We start from the raw sequence: 17,162 nt of genomic DNA, 5'->3' as shown, positions 1-17,162 counted from the left end.
CATCATGCAGGCCCCACCACAATGGCAGGTCAGCACATGACGACTCAATTGCACCCTTCCGGGATCCGGCACGCACTCGACCACCTCACCCACATCCCGCGCCCCGATCGGCTCAGCATCGAACGAATACGGGAGTGGGCCAAGGCACAGGGTCCGGACTTCGATCCCGATACCGCCTTGGCGGTGACCCTGCATTACAAGCCCAACCCTGAAGGAGGATGGCTTGCCAAGGTCGTCGAGCAGCTCCCCCTCGGCCAGGCGGTGTTGTCAAAGTGGCAAGAGCAGCCCGACAACCTGCAGTACATCGCGCTCAGCACCTATGGCGTGCTCGACTTTCTCGGGCTCCTGCGCGACTGGAGCCTGCCTCGGGAGAGCTGGGCCAGGGCGTTTGCCCAAGGGCACGTGCAGATCGTCGATGAGCTCCCGGAGGGCGGTCTGTTCGGCGCGCTGGATGATTACGCGGTCTATCAAGGCCTGTTCCGCAAGACGCAGCCCATGCGGTATACCCAGCAAACTCAGATCGCCACCGATACACATGCATTTCAAACGTTCATCTGGGAACTGGACCTGCACGATGAGTACATCGCCAGCCTCGACGACTACTGGCAACACAAGTTCGATGATTATGCGACGCTGTCCCAGGTGAATTTTCTCGCGGCCTGCAACAAGCAGGTAGAGGAAGGCAGCCTGAGCGAAGCAGGTTGCGACCTGGCCTGGCGGGCGATTGGCATCGTACCCGATGGGGAAGCCTCGACAGAGCATGCAGGCACCGTAGAAACACGCATGCTTAACATCTATGGCTATGTCGCCACCGATATCCCGTGCGTTACGGATCGGAACTCGGGGCTGACCTTGCTCTACGTACCCGGCAATTCATCGCCTTTGCACGAGTTCGAGAACACCAGTGCGATGAAAGCCTGGCTGGTGCAACAGTGCAAGGACAGCGAAACGCGCAGGTCATTGCTGACGCACTTTCGCCTCCAGGACTTTCCAACCGGGCTCGGCTACACAGGGCTGGAAGATACCCTCAAAGGGCTGGCCAGTTACCAAGGGCCGCGCTTCCTGTATGTCAACAACCTGGTCATCCCGGCCAGCGGCTGGTCAACGCAGTACATCAACCACAAGGTCGACGAGTACAGCCCGCTGGTAACCGACGGCCTGTTCAGCCACATCACTTCGCGGCTACGGCAGCGAAGCTACGAAGATGCCCGATTCCTGATCACGACCAACAGCGATGTCATCAAGGCCAGATGGCGAGGCTACCTGAATCAGACGATGACCCTGCTAGCCCCATTGACCTTGGTGGTACCAGGCTTGGGATGGGTGGTTGCCATTGGCGGAATCACCCAGCTCGGCCTGGGCCTGGATGAAGTCATCAATGGCAAGAATCTTGAAGAAAAAACCGATGGCGCCCTGAACGTCGCGTTTGGAGCACTGTGCGCCCTGCCGTTGGCGGACAAGCTATGGTCCGCCAGCAAGAAGGTTTTCCAGACACAATTCGATGGATTCGTCGCCCCTGGCAGAATCAATGGACAGATCGGCTACCCGCTCAGCCCGACAAGGGCACCCAGGCCGCGCTGGACCGGTGACAACTTCAAGGCATTCTTCGAGCAGCCGGTCCCCGTCGAGCCACTTCCCGAACCCCAGCGGCAAATGCTGATCAACCGCCAGACCACCCACGTCGGCATGGACACGCTCGTGGATGTACGCGACCCGGCAACGCATTGGCTGTATGAACTGGAAACGGACGCTTTTGTGAAGACAAGCGATATCGGACACCCCTCGCCCACACGCTATGTCGCGGAGCACACGCAATTGCGTGCCTACCAGGCAGATATCGATGGCCCGCGTTTCGTCACCAATGCCATGCGTGAAAGCACGCTGCGCAATCTTGGCATAGAAATAAACCTGCCCATCGAAGTACCCAGGGTTCCAGAGGTCAACCAGGCACACATTCCCAAGCGAGTGGTGCACCTGTGGATCGGCGACAAGCCCCTGACAGCCGGCATGCTCACACGCATCGGGCGCAATTCCAGTTTGCTCAAGGATGCCGGTTACGGTCACTACCTCTATCTGTCCGAGCAAAACGCCGCCGCCTTCAACCAGAATGCCCGTGCACTGGCCGTCGCCGCACCCGACCTGCAAGTGCTTCCCCTTGAGCGACAAGGGTTCTACACCAACATGGGATACACCAGGCAATTCTACGATGCCGCCATGGAGGGCCCTGCCCGAGGTTCCTCCCATGTGACGGCCGCCAACGACATGCTCAAGTATCATGCGCTGTACCAGGATGGCGGCCTGTACATGGACATCGACAATGACCTGCTGGCCCCCCCCTCCCATCCTTTGGCGGCAGGCATCATCAACGACGCTTCAGCCAACGACTGGATCGGCAATGTACCGCTGCGAACCACCGCCGACGGGCTATTGCTGGAACAGCCGACATCGAACCCGTTCAGGGGCGCTCATCAGCAATACAACACCAGCGTGATCGGTAGCCATCCGCGCAACCCGACCCTGATGGAGGTCATTAACACGATGAACCTCAAGCTCGATTCCAGGCCCGGATTCTTCACTCAGAATAAGCACTGGCCGGCCAAGGGCGCCCATGCACCCAGATTCGCTACCTATGCCAAAGCCCTGAGCGAGCTCACCGGCATTGGTATGTTCAATGAGGCTGTGGACCATAGCCTGCCTGCACTGCGGCAGATGAAAAAGATCTACAAGCTGCTCAGTTGTCCCTTGCTGAACCCGCCCACCTTGCTGGGGGCCGACCTTCACCCTGTTTCGACCGAAGAGCTGCAGAACACGCTGCAGTCACTGTTCCGTGTTTCACGGGTAGTACGCGTCAACAACGGGTTTGGTTGGCGTAATCTGAATCACTGACGTAGCGCGTCGCGCACCGAGCCAGAAAACCAAAGGGCGCCTTCCGGCGCCCTTCGTGTTTCACTCGCCGCGGTGCAGCTTGCTCATCAACTCCGCCTCGGCCTGGGTCAGGCCGCAGGTCTCGGTGAGTTCCGCCACGCTCGCCCCCATGCCCACCAGCTTGGCGGCCTGGGTAAAGGTCACGCTGTTGGGGTCGCGCTGCTCCAGCTGCTGCAGCTTCTCTGGCAGCGGTGCCACGGTCGCGCGCAGTTCATGGATGGCCTCACCCATGCGCACGGTGCCGTTCTGGTAGTCGTCCAGGCGCTTGGCCAGGTCCTTGATGCGCTGGTCTCGCAGGGCATCGCCCACGGCCTGCTGCGCCGCCAGTTCGCGCTGGCGCTTGCTGTAGTTGAGGAAGAACCACAGGCTCAAGGCCCACAGCAGCGCCAGCAAGATTACCGCCACCTCGAAGATCAACTCAGATGTTCTCCAGCTCGGACCACTCTTCCTCGGTCATCATCTTGTCCAGCTCGACCAGGATCAGCAATTCGCCGTTCTTGTTGCACACGCCCTGGATGAACTTGGCCGACTCTTCATTACCCACGTTCGGCGCGGTTTCGATTTCCGACTGACGCAGGTACACCACCTCGGCCACGCTGTCGACCAGGATGCCGACCACTTGCTTGTCAGCCTCGATGATGACGATGCGGGTGTTGTCGGTCACGTCCGACGGCATCAGGCCGAAGCGCTGGCGAGTGTCGATCACCGTCACCACGTTGCCGCGCAGGTTGATGATGCCCAACACATAGCTTGGCGCGCCCGGCACCGGAGCGATCTCGGTGTAGCGCAGTACTTCCTGCACCTGCATGACGTTGATGCCGTAGGACTCGTTGTCCAGACGGAAGGTTACCCACTGCAGGATCGGATCTTCAGAACCTTGCGCAGACGACTTTTTCATTCCCCTAGCCCTCTAAATCCGCTGTTGGCGGTTGTGTTCGGTGTCATTTCTGTTTGGCATGCAACTGCTTGACCGCGCCGCTGGCGATCAGCTCGGCCAGTGCGGCGACGTCGAGCAGTGCACACATGTGTTCGATGACCGTGCCGGCCAACCAGGGACGCTGGCCACGCTGGCTGCGCCACTTGATCTCGGCGGGGTCCAGGCGCAGCGAGCGGCTGACCTGATGCACCGCCAAGCCCCATTCGTAGCCCTGCACGGAAATCACATAATTCAGGCCCTGGCGGAAGTCGTCGCGGTAGCGGTCGGGCATGACCCAGCGCGCGGTGTCCAGCACCTTGAGGTTGCCGGCCTGGCAGGTCAGGATACCCAGGAACCAGTCCGGCTGGCCGAACAGCGGTGTCAGCTCCTGGCCTTCCAGGCTGTAGATCGAACCCAGGCAAACCAGCGGCACCGCCAGGGTCAGCCCGGCAACGTCGAACAGCAGGCACTCGAACGGCTCGGCAGCCCAGGCCGGGCGACCATCGACGCTGGCCGGTGGGGCTGGCGTGTCGGCCATGCCTGCCGCTGGCAGATGCACGTCCACCAGGGGGGCAACCGGCTCTGGCGCTGGCACCTCGGTCAGCACCGGGATGCTGGCCTCAGCCACCACTTCAGTTTCGACCACGGCCACCACCGGCTGCTCTACCGGCAGCACGGCTGGCAGCACCTTCACCTGCGGCTCGGCAAAAGGCCTGGCTGCGGGAGTTGGATGGCGAGCGTCCCGCGCCTGCTCTTCGCGCACGGCGGCGGCGAATTCGTCGTTGGCCATGGGCGCCTGGGCAGGCGTTGCCAGGTCGATGATATCCTCGGCCTCGGTGGCCTCCTGCAACAACCCATCGAGGTAGGACTGCAGGGCCAGTTGCGGCTTGGTACCCACAGGCCGGTTCATGAAGCCACCTGCGCGGCCGGCTTGTAGGTGAGCATGTGCTTGAGCAGTGCCCGGTAGGCGATCACGCCACGGCTCTTGCCATCGAACTGCGACGGCGTGACGCCATTGCGGCTGGCATCGCGCAGGCGCGTATCGACCGGGATGTAGCCCTGCCACACCTGGTGTTCATAGGTATCGCGCAAAACCTTGAGGGTGCCCAGCGAAGCCTGGGTACGGCGGTCGAACAGGGTCGGCACGATCTGGTAAGGCAGCGCTTGCTTGCGCGAGCGGTTGATCATGGCCAAGGTGCCGATCATGCGTTCCAGGCCCTTCACCGCCAGAAACTCGGTCTGCACCGGGATCACCAGCTGCTGGCTGGCTGCCAGGGCGTTGACCATCAGCACGCCGAGCAAGGGCGGGCTGTCGATCAGCGCAAAGTCGAAATCCTGCCATAACTGCGCCAGACTCTTGGCGATCACCAGGCCCAGGCCACTCTGCCCGGGCGACTGACGCTCCAGCACGGCCAATGCGGTACTCGACGGCAGCAGCGAGATACGCTCATCGCTGGTGGGCAGCAACAGCTGCCCCGGCAGACCTTCGGGCACGCTGCCCTTGTGCAGGAACAGGTCGTAGCAGCTGTGCTCCAGGGCATCCGGGTTGTGCCCGAAATAGCTGGTCATCGAGCCATGCGGGTCGAGGTCGACGACGACCACGCGCTTGCCCGCCTCGGCCAGCAGGCCGGCCAGGGCGATGGTGGTCGTGGTCTTGCCCACGCCGCCTTTTTGATTGGCTACTGCCCAGACTCTCATAGGACAACTCTTGACTCATTGATTGTTCCCCCTCCCTGTAGGAGAGGGCTTGTCCCGCGAACACGGGCGCAGCCCGTGCCATTCACCGCGTCGCCTCATTCGCGGGACAAGCCCGCTCCTACAAAGACCGCGCCGCGTAACCACGACAACCCGGTGCCGGAGAATTGGCGAATTACTGCCGTGCGGCTGGCGGTGCACTTTGTGTGCCAGCCCGGCGCAAGGCTGAGTCCGGGGTGGCATTGGCACTGCCTGTGCCGGTCAGGCTGCGGCGCACTTCGAGGTTACGGGAAATCACCAGCACGACCCGGCGATTGCGCGCACGCCCTTCGGCGGTGTCGTTGCTGGCCACCGGTTGGTACTCGCCATAGCCCACCGAGGCCATGCGCGCCGGGTTGACCCCTTCCATGGCCAGCAGGCGCACGATGCTCGCCGCCCGCGCCGCCGACAGCTCCCAGTTGGTCGGGTACTGCGCCGTGCGGATCGGCAGGTTGTCGGTGAAGCCCTCGACGTGCACCGGGTTGGCGAACGGCTTGAGGATGTTGCCGACTTTCTCGATGATGGTGAATGCCTTGTCACTGGGCATGGCATCGCCACTGCCAAACAGCAAGGACGAGTTGAGCTCGATCTCCACCCACAGCTCGTTGCCGCGCACGGTCATCTGGTCGGACTTGATCAGGTCGCCGAAGGCATCGCGCACGTCGTCGCTGATGGCCTTCAGCGGGTCAATGCTGGTCTGGGCCAGGCCCGCATCGGTCTGCTCGCTGTCCTTGATCAAGGGTTCTGCCGGTTTCACGCTGAGCGGCTGCTCATCGCCAATCGGGATCGGCTTCATGCTCCGCTCAGGGTCGTTGAACACCCCGAGCAGCGCTTGCGAGATGACCTTGTACTTGCCCTCGTTGATCGAGGAGATCGAATACATGACCACGAAGAAGGCGAACAGCAAGGTGATGAAGTCGGCGTACGACACCAGCCAGCGTTCGTGATTCTCGTGCTCCTCGGTATGACGGCGACGGCGCATGGCTTACTCCATGAAGCCTTGCAGCTTCAATTCGATCGAGCGCGGGTTCTCGCCCTCGGCGATCGACAGCAGGCCTTCGAGCAGCATCTCGCGGTAGCGCGACTGGCGCATGACGATGGCCTTGAGCTTGTTGGCGATCGGCAGCAGGATCAGGTTGGCACTGGCCACGCCGTAGATGGTGGCGACGAAAGCTACGGCAATGCCGTTGCCCAGCTGCGACGGGTCGGCCAGGTTGCCCATGACGTGGATCAGGCCCATGACCGCACCGATGATACCGATGGTCGGGGCGTAGCCGCCCATGCTCTCGAACACCTTGGCGGCCTGGATATCACGGCTTTCCTGGGTCAGGAAGTCGACTTCGAGGATGCTGCGGATCGATTCAGGCTCGGCACCATCGACCAGCAGTTGCAGGCCCTTGCGGGCGTACGGGTCGGGTTCGGCATCGGCCACGCCTTCCAGGCCGAGCAGGCCTTCCTTGCGCGCCGTCAGGCTCCAGTTGACCACCCGGTCGATCCCACCGGCCAGGTCGACCCGCGGCGGGAAGAAGATCCAGCGCAGGATCTGCAATGCGCGCTTGAACGCCGACAGCGGCGACTGCAGCAGTGCCGCCGCCAGGGTGCCACCGAGCACGATCAGGCCTGCCGGGCCATTGAGCAAGGCACCGACGTGGCCACCTTCAAGGAAGTTGCCACCGACGATGGCGACGAACGCCAGGATCAGGCCAATCAGGCTGAGCACATCCATCAGACACAAGCCTCGACCAGGTGTTTGCCGATTTCATCCAGGCTGTACACCGCGTCCGCCAGGTTGGCTTTGACGATGGCCATGGGCATGCCGTAGATCACACAGCTGGCCTCATCCTGGGCCCACACGGTACTGCCGCCCTGCTTGAGCAGGCGCGCGCCTTCGCGACCATCGGCGCCCATGCCGGTGAGCACCACTGACAGCACCTTGTCGCCGTAGGACTTGGCCGCCGAGCCGAAGGTGATGTCCACGCACGGCTTGTAGTTCAGGCGCTCGTCGCCCGGCAGGATCTTCACCGTGCCACGGCCGTCGATCATCATCTGCTTGCCGCCTGGGGCCAGCAGCGCCAGGCCCGGGCGCAGCATGTCGCCGTCCTCGGCTTCCTTGACGCTGATCTTGCACAGCTTGTCGAGGCGTTCGGCAAATGCCTTGGTGAAGGCGGCGGGCATGTGCTGGATCAGCACGATCGGCGCCGGGAAGCTCGCCGGCAGCTGGGTCAGCACCCGCTGCAGGGCCACCGGGCCGCCGGTCGAGGTACCGATCGCCACCAGCTTGTAAGGCTTGCGCTTGGGGGCCGGGGCATGCGCCGCGGCCGCTGCCGGTACCGCCGCACGGGCTGGCGCGGCAGGACGGACCGGCGCGGCGCTGGCCAGGCTGCTGGCGGGTGCATGGCTGGCGGCCGGCGCAGCTGCGCTGACCGGTGCATGGCTGGTGTAGCCGCCGAAACGGCGGTTGCTGCGCGAGATGGTATGCACCTTCTCGCACAGCAACTGCTTGACCTTCTCCGGGTTGCGCGAGATGTCTTCGAAGTTCTTCGGCAGGTAATCCACCGCACCGGCATCCAGCGCGTCGAGGGTGACGCGGGCGCCTTCATGGGTCAGCGAGGAGAACATCAACACCGGCGTCGGGCAGCGCTGCATGATGTGCCGCACGGCGGTGATGCCATCCATCATGGGCATTTCGTAGTCCATGGTGATGACATCGGGTTTGAGCGCCAGTGCCTGGTCGATCGCTTCCCTGCCGTTGGTCGCGGTACCGACCACCTGGATCGTCGGGTCCGCCGAGAGGATTTCCGAAACGCGGCGGCGGAAGAAACCGGAATCATCCACCACCAGGACCTTGACTGCCATAAACACTCCATTAGGCGGCGCCACCCGCCAGGGTGCGCCGCCGAAAATCAGATACGCCGTGCCGCGTAACGCTTGAGCATGCTCGGCACGTCGAGAATCAGCGCGATACGGCCGTCACCGGTGATGGTGGCGCCAGACATGCCCGGGGTGCCCTGCAGCATCTTGCCCAGCGGCTTGATCACCACCTCTTCCTGGCCCACCAGCTGGTCGACCACGAAGCCGATACGCTGGGTACCGACCGAGAGGATCACCACATGGCCCTCGCGCTGCTCCTCATGCACCTGGCCCTGAACCAGCCAGCGCTTGAGGTAGAACAGCGGCAGTGCCTTGTCGCGCACGATCACCACTTCCTGGCCGTCGACCACGTTGGTGCGCGACAGGTCGAGGTGGAAGATCTCGTTGACGTTGACCAGCGGGAAGGCGAACGCCTGGTTGCCCAGCATCACCATCAGGGTCGGCATGATCGCCAGGGTCAGCGGCACCTTGATGACGATCTTCGAGCCCTGGCCCTTGGCCGAGAAGATGTTGATCGAGCCGTTGAGCTGGGAAATCTTGGTCTTCACCACGTCCATGCCGACACCGCGGCCGGACACGTCGGAGATCTCGGTCTTGGTCGAGAAGCCCGGGGCGAAGATCAGGTTGTAGCAGTCCGACTCGCTCAGGCGATCGGCCGCGTCCTTGTCCATCAGGCCTTTTTCCACGGCCTTGGCGCGCAGGATGCTCGGGTCCATGCCCTTGCCGTCGTCGGAGATCGACAGCAGGATGTGGTCGCCTTCCTGCTCGGCCGACAGTACCACGTGGCCGGTCCGGGCCTTGCCAGAGGCTTCACGCTCATCCGGCATCTCGACACCGTGGTCGACCGCGTTGCGCACCAGGTGCACCAGCGGGTCGGCCAGGGCCTCGACGAGGTTCTTGTCGAGGTCGGTCTCTTCACCGACCAGCTCCAGGTTGATCTCTTTCTTCAGTTGCCGAGCCAGGTCGCGGACCAGGCGCGGGAAGCGGCCGAAGACCTTCTTGATCGGCTGCATGCGGGTCTTCATCACCGCGGTCTGCAAGTCGGCGGTGACCACGTCGAGGTTGGACACGGCCTTGGACATGGCCTCGTCGCCGCTGTTCAGGCCCAGGCGCACCAGGCGGTTACGCACCAGCACCAGTTCGCCGACCATGTTCATGATCTCGTCCAGGCGCGCAGTGTCGACACGCACGGTGGTTTCCGCTTCGCTGGCAGGCTTTTCCGCGGCCGGAGCCGGACTGCGGGCTGGCGCGGCCGGCTTGGCGGCGGCGGCAGGTACAGCGGCAGCCGGGGCTGCAGCAGGCCTGGCGCCCGGTTGGCTTTGCGCCACGGCCGCAACCGGTGCTGCCACGGTGACAGGCGCTTCGGCAGCAACGGTTTCACCGGTGAACTTGCCCTTGCCGTGCAACTGGTCCAGCAGCGCTTCGAACTCGTGCTCGGTGATCTCGTCACTGCTGGCGGTCGCGACAACGCTTTCCACTGCCGCAGTGGCAGCCGGCAAGGCATCGGCCTGGAAGGTGCCCTTGCCGTGCAACTGGTCCAGCAACGACTCGAATTCTTCGTCGGTGATTTCGTCGCTCACCGGCGCACTGGCATCGACCACCGCTTCGGCAGCGGCCACTTCCGGCGAGAACTGGCCCTTGCCATGCAACTGGTCGAGCAGCGATTCGAACTCGGCGTCGGTGATGTCGTCACCTGCGCCGCCCAGGGTCTCGCCCTGCATCTGCGCTTCGGCAGCGGCCGCTTCGGCCTTGACCGCGTCGAGCGAGTCGAGCAGCTGCTCGAACTCGGTGTCGGTGATGTCCGCCTCGGCGGCCACCGGCTCCGCTGCAGCCTCGACCACTGCTGCCGGGGCATCGGCGCTGGCAGGTTCCGCCAGGCGCGACAGGGCCGCCAGCAGCTCCGGGGTGGCCGGGGTCACTTCGCTGCGCTCACGCACCTGGCCGAACATGCTGTTGACCGTGTCCAGTGCCTCGAGCACCACGTCCATCAGTTCCGCGTCGACCCGGCGCTCACCTTTGCGCAGGATGTCGAACACGTTCTCGGCGATGTGGCAGCACTCCACCAGCTCGTTCAGCTGAAGGAAGCCGGCGCCCCCTTTTACAGTGTGGAAACCGCGAAAGATTGCATTGAGCAGGTCGGCATCGTCGGGCCGGCTTTCCAGCTCGACCAGTTGCTCGGACAGTTGCTCAAGAATTTCGCCGGCTTCTACCAGGAAATCCTGAAGGATTTCTTCATCGGCGCCGAAGCTCATTAAACGTGCTCCTTAAAAACCCAGGCTGGACAGCAGATCGTCGACGTCGTCCTGACCGGACACAACGTCTTCACGCTTATCGGCATGAATCTGCGGACCTTCACCCCGAGTCGGATGTTTTTCTTCATCTTTTTCAGCGCGCAGCTGCTGGTGGTCGTGTTCGATACCGGCAAACCGGTCGACCTGGCTGGCCATCAGCACGAGCTTGAGCAGATTGCTTTCCACTTCGGTCACCAGCGCAGTCACGCGCTTGATCACCTGGCCAGTCAGGTCTTGATAGTCCTGGGCCAGCAGAATGTCGTTGAGGTGGCCGGCGACCTTGCGGTTGCCCTCGGCGCTGTGCGTCAGGAAACTGTCGACGCGCTTGACCAGCTCGCGGAACTCCGGCGCTGCGACTTCGCGGCGCATGAAGCGCTGCCAGTCGACGCTCAGGCCTTGCGCCTCGGCAGCCAGGTCGTTGAGCACCGGCGTGCTCTCCTCCACCAGATCCATGGTGCGGTTGGCGGCACCCTCGGTGAGCTTGACCACGTAGGACAGGCGCTCGGTGGCATCGGTAATCTGTGAGACTTCCTCGGCCTGCGGCATACGCGGGTCGATCTGGAAGCTGACGATCGCGCTGTGCAGCTCACGGGTGAGCTTGCCGACTTCCTGATACAGGCAACGGTCGCGGGTCTGGTTGAGCTGATGAATCAGCTGCACCGCCTCGCCGAAACGCCCCCGTTCCAGGCTCTCGACCAGCTCCTGAGCATGTTTCTTCAGGGTCGATTCGAACTCCCCCAAAGACGTCTGTGTTGTTTCCATGGCGCCCCCTGACGTAACTCAGCCGTTGACGCGTTCGAAGATCTTCTCGATCTTTTCTTTGAGCACCTGGGCGGTAAATGGCTTGACCACGTAACCGTTTACGCCGGCCTGGGCCGCTTCGATGATCTGGTCGCGCTTGGCTTCGGCAGTCACCATCAGCACCGGCATGGTCTTCAGCCGATCGTGGGCACGGACCTTGCGCAGCAGATCGATACCGGACATGCCCGGCATGTTCCAGTCGGTCACCAGGAAGTCGTAATGGCCGCTTTCGAGCATCGGCAGCGCGGTGGTGCCGTCATCGGCTTCATCGGTGTTGGTGAAGCCCAGGTCACGCAACAGGTTCTTGATGATCCGCCGCATCGTCGAAAAGTCGTCAACGATGAGGATTTTCATGTCTTTGTTCAAGTAGACCTCCAAGCAGTCTCAAACGCGCTCGGCCCCGAGCACGCGTATTCATATTCGGTACAACGTGGAAAACGACTGCAACGACCCCGGGCTCAACGCGCCCGCCATTCCCCCAGGCGGCTGCGCAGGCGCGCGGCACACTGGCTGTGCAACTGGCTGACTCGCGATTCGCTGACCCCCAGCACCTCACCGATTTCCTTGAGGTTCAGCTCTTCGTCGTAGTACAGCGCCAGCACCAGGCGCTCACGCTCCGGCAGGTTGGCGATCGCATCAGTCAGGGCAGCCTGGAAGCGCTCGTCTTCCAGATCGCGCGACGGCTCGACCTGGCCACTGGCGCCGTCCTCGTGCAGCCCTTCGTGCTCGCCGTCCTGCAACAGGTCGTCGAAACTGAACAGGCGGCTCCCCAAGGTATCGTTCAAAATCCCGTAGTAATCATCGAGACTCAATTGGAGTTCGGCAGCAACTTCATGATCTTTAGCGTCGCGGCCAGTTCTTGCTTCCACGGCGCGCATCGCGTCACTGACCATGCGCGTATTGCGGTGCACCGAACGCGGTGCCCAATCGCCCTTGCGGACCTCGTCGAGCATCGCCCCGCGGATGCGGATGCCGGCGTAGGTTTCGAAGCTGGCGCCCTTGCTGGCGTCATACTTGTTGGCCACTTCCAGCAGGCCGATCATGCCGGCCTGGATCAGGTCCTCGACCTGGACGTTGGCCGGCAGGCGTGCCAGCAAGTGGTAGGCGATGCGCTTGACCAGCGGCGCATAGCGTTCCACCAGCTCGAACTGGGCGTCTTTCGACGCCTTGCTGTACATCTTGAAGCCGCTCGCGTTCATAGCACGGGTCCTGCGCTGGTGGGTTGCACCAGGCGCTCGACAAAGAACTCAAGGTGCCCGCGCGGATTGGCTGGCAGCGGCCAGCTGTCGACCTTCTGTGCGATGGCCTTGAAGGCCAGGGCACACTTGGAGCGAGGGAAGGCCTCATACACCGCACGCTGCTTCTGCACCGCCTTGCGCACGCTCTCGTCGTACGGCACGGCGCCGACATATTGTAGGGCGACGTCAAGGAAGCGGTCGGTGACCTTGGTCAACTTGGCGAACAGGTTGCGCCCTTCCTGCGGGCTCTGCGCCATGTTGGCCAGCACGCGGAAACGGTTCATGCCGTAGTCGCGGTTGAGCAGCTTGATCAGCGCGTAGGCATCGGTGATCGAGGTCGGCTCGTCGCACACCACCAGCAGCACTTCCTGGGCCGCGCGCACGAAGCTGACTACCGAGTCACCGATACCCGCAGCGGTGTCGATCACCAGCACGTCGAGGTTGTCGCCGAGCTCGCTGAAGGCCTGGATCAGCCCGGCATGCTGGGCCGGGGCCAGGTGCACCATGCTCTGGGTGCCGGAGGCGGCCGGCACGATGCGCACACCGCCAGGCCCCTGCAACAGCACATCGCGCAGCTCGCAGCGCCCCTCGATGACATCGGCCAGGGTGTGTTTTGGGGTGAGACCCAGCAATACGTCAACATTGGCCAGGCCAAGGTCGGCGTCCAACAACATCACCCGGCGGCCGAGTTCGGCCAGTGCCAGGGACAGGTTCACTGAAACGTTAGTCTTGCCGACGCCACCTTTGCCACCGGTGACGGCGATCACCTGGACGGGATGCATGCTACCCATGTTCGTTGTTTACCTTGTCTCGCTTGGACCCAAGCCACACGCGGGGTAGTACTGCCAACCCCGGAATGTAGGTACTTTGCATACGCTTCATCCTCAACCTGCGCGCCGCGGGTTGTGGTAGAGATCAGCGAACATGTCGGCCATCGCCTCTTCGCTGGGCTCGTCCTGCAACTGCACGTTGACCGCGCGGGTCACCAGCTGGTGCGGGCGCGGCAGGTGAAGGTCGTCAGGAATGCGCGGGCCGTCAGTGAGGTAGGCCACGGGCAGTTCATGACTGATGGCCAGGCTCAGCACGTCGCCGAGGCTCGCCGTTTCATCGAGTTTGGTCAGGATACAGCCAGCCAGGCCGCAGCGCTTGTAGCTGTGGTAGGCAGCGGTCAGCACCTGCTTCTGGCTGGTGGTAGCCAGCACCAGGTAATTCTTCGCGGCAATGCCACGCCCGGCCAGCGTTTCCAGTTGCATGCGCAGGGCCGGGTCGCTGGCCTGCAGGCCAGCGGTATCGATCAACACCACGCGCTTGCGCAGCAATGGCTCCAACGCGGCTGCCAGCGACTGGCCCGGATCGACGTAGGTCACTGGCACATTGAGGATGCGCCCCAGGGTCTTGAGCTGCTCCTGGGCACCGATGCGGAAGCTGTCCATGCTCACCAAGGCCAGGTTCTGCGGGCCGTACTTGAGCACGTAACGCGCCGCCAGCTTGGCCAGGGTGGTGGTCTTGCCCATGCCGGCCGGGCCGACCATGGCGATCACCCCGCCCTCTTCGATCGGTTCGACCTGGGGCACTTCGATCATCCGCGCCAGGTGCGCGAGCAGCATGCGCCATGCTTGGCGCGGCTCTTCGATCTCATGGGTGAGGTCGAGCAGCTCGCGGGCGATCGGGCCGGACAGGCCAATGCGCTGCAGGCGACGCCAGAGATTGGCCTGGGCCGGTTTGCTGCCCTGCAGCTGGTTCCAGGCCAGCGAGCCGAGCTGCACTTCGAGCAGCTCACGCAGCCCCGACAGCTCCGAACGCATGGCGTCGAACAGGCGCGGGTCGACCGGGGCCGGGGCAGGCGCGGCAGCCGCTGCCGGGGCATCGACATGTGGTTCGATCAAGGGCTCGGCAGCGGTGAGCGACTGGCCGGCGAACAATTGGCGGCTGCCTTCGGTGGCCTCGGCGCGGTTGTCCAGCTCGGCCTGGGCAGTGGCAATGCGCGACTGGGTCTTGCGCAGCTCTTCTTCCAACTCGACGTTGGGCACGCGCGGCGCCAGCGCGGATAGTTTGTAGTCCAGCGCGGCGGTCAGCTCGACACCACCGGCGATGCGGCGGTTGCCGATGATGGCGGCATCGGAGCCCAGCTCATCACGGACCAGCTTCATGGCCTGACGCATATCGGCGGCGAAAAAACGCTTGACTTGCATAACCCACTACCTCAGCCGTTGGGGCCCACTGTGGCAACGATGGTGACTTGCTTGTTATCCGGTATTTCCTGATACGCCAGAACATGCAAATTCGGTACAGCCAGGCGACCGAAACGCGACAACATGGCACGGATCGGGCCAGCTACCAGAAGAATGGCCGGTTGGCCTTGCATTTCCTGGCGCTGGCAGGCGTCGATCAGCGAACGCTGCAGCTTTTCGGCCATGCTCGGCTCAAGAAGAACACCGTCTTCCTGACCTTGCCCGGCCCTTTGCAAACTATTGAGCAAGATCTGTTCCAACCTTGGCTCAAGGGTGATCACAGGCAGCTCGGACTCAACGCCGACAATGCTTTGGACGATGGCACGACACAATCCGACGCGCACTGCCGCCACCAGCGCGGCGGTATCTTGACTCTTGCCGGCATTGTTGGCGATGGCCTCGGCAATACTGCGGATGTCACGCACCGGCACTTGTTCGGACAACAACGCTTGCAGGACCTTGAGCAGCCCCGACAAGGAAATGACACCGGGCACCAGCTCTTCAGCAAGTTTAGGCGATGCTTTCGACAATACCTGCAACAGCTGCTGGACCTCTTCATGGCCGATCAGCTCGTGGCAGTGCTTCTGCAGGATCTGGTTGAGGTGGGTGGCAACCACGGTACTGGCATCGACCACGGTGTAGCCCAACGACTGCGCCTGGGCGCGCTGGCCGATGTCGATCCACACCGCCTCCAGGCCGAATGCCGGGTCGCGCGCGGCGATACCGTTGAGGGTGCCGAATACCTGGCCGGGGTTGATCGCAAGCTCGCGGTCCGGGTAAATCTCGGCCTCGGCCAAGATCACACCCATCAGCGTCAGGCGATAGGCACTGGGCTGCAGGTCGAGGTTGTCGCGGATGTGCACGGTCGGCATGAGGAAGCCCAGGTCCTGGGAAAGCTTCTTGCGTACGCCCTTGATCCGCGCCAGCAGCTGGCCACCCTGATTGCGGTCGACCAGCGGAATCAGGCGGTAGCCGACTTCCAGGCCGATCATGTCGATCGGCGTCACGTCGTCCCAGCCCAGCTCCTTGGTATCCAGTGCGCGCTGCGGCGACGGCAGCAAGTCCTGCTGACGCTGCGCTTCCTTCTGCGCTTCGAGCTTGACCTTCTGCTGCTTCTTCCACACCAGGTAGGCGCCGCCACCGGCCAGCAGGCCGAGGCTGAGGAAGGCGATGTGCGGCATGCCCGGCACCAGGCCCATGATGATCATCAGTCCCGCAGACACACCCAGCGCCTTGGGCGAGTCGAACATCTGGCGGTTGATCAGCTTGCCCATGTCCTCGGAGCCCGAGGCACGGGTAACCATGATCGCGGCAGCAGTGGACAACAGCAGTGATGGCAATTGCGCCACCAAACCGTCACCGATGGTCAGCAACGCATAGACCTTGCCGGCATCGCTGAAAGACATGTTGTGTTGCAGCATACCGATCAGCATGCCGCCGATCAGGTTGATGAAGAGGATCAGCAGGCCGGCGATGGCGTCACCGCGAACGAACTTGCTGGCACCGTCCATCGAACCGTAGAACTCGGCCTCCTGGGCCACCTCGGCGCGGCGCATCTTGGCCTGGGCCTGGTCGATCAGGCCGGCGTTGAGGTCGGCGTCGATCGCCATCTGTTTGCCGGGCATGGCGTCGAGGGTGAAGCGCGCGCTCACCTCGGAAATACGCCCGGCACCTTTGGTCACCACCACGAAGTTGATGATCATGAGGATGGCGAACACCACCGCACCCACGACGTAATTGCCACCGATCACCACCTCACCGAAGGCCTGGATCACTTTACCGGCAGCGCCGTGGCCTTCCTGGCCATGGAGCATGACCACCCGCGTGGAGGCCACGTTCAGCGCCAGGCGCAGCAAGGTCGCCACCAGCAGGATGGTCGGGAACGCCGCGAAGTCCAGCGGGCGCAAGGCATACACGCACACCAGCAGGACCACGATCGACAAGGCGATATTGAAGGTGAAGAACACGTCGAGCAGGAACGGCGGTATCGGCAACATCATCATTGCCAACATCACCAGCAGCAGCAACGGCACGCCCAGGTTGCCCCGGCCGAGCCCGGCCAGGTTGTTGCGGGCGTTGCTGATTAACTGAGTGCGATCCACCGCGAGTCCTCTTGATGCAAAACTTTGACGCCCAAGGGGCGCTTGGGCGTGGC

The 17,162-nt window shown here is 63.1% G+C and carries 15 protein-coding genes; 1 reads left to right on the top strand and 14 read right to left on the bottom strand.

Annotated features, from left to right (window positions below; all coding sequences use genetic code 11):
- Positions 1-36: 36 nt before the first annotated feature.
- On the top strand, positions 37-2,886 hold the full coding sequence (locus BGP85_RS06955; protein WP_146048964.1) for a dermonecrotic toxin domain-containing protein: 2,850 nt from the start codon (positions 37-39) through the stop codon (positions 2,884-2,886).
- Positions 2,887-2,946: 60 nt separating this feature from the next.
- On the opposite strand, the gene BGP85_RS06950 is transcribed toward BGP85_RS06955, so the two are convergent.
- The 14 genes from BGP85_RS06950 to flhA form a co-directional block, all read right to left on the bottom strand.
- The gene (locus tag BGP85_RS06950) at positions 2,947-3,342 is read right to left on the bottom strand and encodes a DUF2802 domain-containing protein (protein ID WP_103446511.1); all 396 of its coding nucleotides are present in this window, start codon (positions 3,340-3,342) and stop codon (positions 2,947-2,949) included.
- 1 nt (position 3,343) lies between these two features.
- Positions 3,344-3,823 carry a chemotaxis protein CheW gene (locus BGP85_RS06945; protein WP_016393802.1) on the bottom strand — a complete coding sequence of 160 codons (480 nt, stop codon included), beginning with the start codon at positions 3,821-3,823 and terminating at the stop codon, positions 3,344-3,346.
- 43 nt (positions 3,824-3,866) lie between these two features.
- Complete coding sequence (locus tag BGP85_RS06940; protein ID WP_103446510.1) at positions 3,867-4,751, bottom strand: CheW domain-containing protein; 885 nt, start codon at positions 4,749-4,751, stop codon at positions 3,867-3,869.
- Positions 4,748-5,539, bottom strand: coding sequence for a ParA family protein (locus BGP85_RS06935; protein WP_103446509.1), 792 nt, complete (start codon positions 5,537-5,539; stop codon positions 4,748-4,750). The genes BGP85_RS06940 and BGP85_RS06935 overlap by 4 nt, the downstream gene beginning before the upstream one ends.
- Positions 5,540-5,711: 172 nt before the next feature.
- Positions 5,712-6,557 (bottom strand): flagellar motor protein MotD, encoded by an 846-nt coding sequence (motD, locus tag BGP85_RS06930; protein WP_103446508.1) that lies wholly within the window; start codon positions 6,555-6,557, stop codon positions 5,712-5,714.
- A gap of 3 nt (positions 6,558-6,560) precedes the next feature.
- On the bottom strand, positions 6,561-7,301 hold the full coding sequence (locus BGP85_RS06925) for a flagellar motor protein (RefSeq protein WP_103446507.1): 741 nt from the start codon (positions 7,299-7,301) through the stop codon (positions 6,561-6,563).
- Positions 7,301-8,431, bottom strand: a complete 1,131-nt coding sequence (locus BGP85_RS06920; protein WP_103446506.1) for a protein-glutamate methylesterase/protein-glutamine glutaminase — start codon at positions 8,429-8,431, stop codon at positions 7,301-7,303. The genes BGP85_RS06925 and BGP85_RS06920 overlap by 1 nt, the downstream gene beginning before the upstream one ends.
- A 47-nt stretch (positions 8,432-8,478) precedes the next feature.
- Positions 8,479-10,698 carry a chemotaxis protein CheA gene (locus tag BGP85_RS06915; protein ID WP_103446505.1) on the bottom strand — a complete coding sequence of 740 codons (2,220 nt, stop codon included), beginning with the start codon at positions 10,696-10,698 and terminating at the stop codon, positions 8,479-8,481.
- A gap of 12 nt (positions 10,699-10,710) precedes the next feature.
- Positions 10,711-11,499, bottom strand: coding sequence for a protein phosphatase CheZ (locus BGP85_RS06910; RefSeq protein ID WP_103446504.1), 789 nt, complete (start codon positions 11,497-11,499; stop codon positions 10,711-10,713).
- Between the two features lie 18 nt (positions 11,500-11,517).
- A complete protein-coding gene (locus BGP85_RS06905; RefSeq protein WP_103446503.1) occupies positions 11,518-11,892 on the bottom strand; it encodes a chemotaxis response regulator CheY in 375 nt (124 codons plus the stop codon).
- A 104-nt stretch (positions 11,893-11,996) separates the two neighbouring features.
- A complete protein-coding gene (gene fliA / locus BGP85_RS06900) occupies positions 11,997-12,737 on the bottom strand; it encodes an RNA polymerase sigma factor FliA (protein WP_103446502.1) in 741 nt (246 codons plus the stop codon).
- Complete coding sequence (gene fleN / locus BGP85_RS06895) at positions 12,734-13,567, bottom strand: flagellar synthesis regulator FleN (protein WP_103446501.1); 834 nt, start codon at positions 13,565-13,567, stop codon at positions 12,734-12,736. The genes fliA and fleN overlap by 4 nt, the downstream gene beginning before the upstream one ends.
- Before the next feature lie 93 nt (positions 13,568-13,660).
- A complete protein-coding gene (gene flhF / locus BGP85_RS06890; RefSeq protein ID WP_103446500.1) occupies positions 13,661-14,968 on the bottom strand; it encodes a flagellar biosynthesis protein FlhF in 1,308 nt (435 codons plus the stop codon).
- A gap of 11 nt (positions 14,969-14,979) precedes the next feature.
- The gene (gene flhA / locus BGP85_RS06885; protein WP_103446499.1) at positions 14,980-17,109 is read right to left on the bottom strand and encodes a flagellar biosynthesis protein FlhA; all 2,130 of its coding nucleotides are present in this window, start codon (positions 17,107-17,109) and stop codon (positions 14,980-14,982) included.
- Between the last annotated feature and the right edge of the window lie 53 nt (positions 17,110-17,162).

This window comes from Pseudomonas putida (assembly GCF_002906855.1).
Lineage (GTDB): Bacteria > Pseudomonadota > Gammaproteobacteria > Pseudomonadales > Pseudomonadaceae > Aquipseudomonas > Aquipseudomonas putida_N.
The sequence above is the reverse complement of the archived record's forward strand: the minus strand, read 5'-3'. Positions and strand labels throughout refer to the sequence as shown.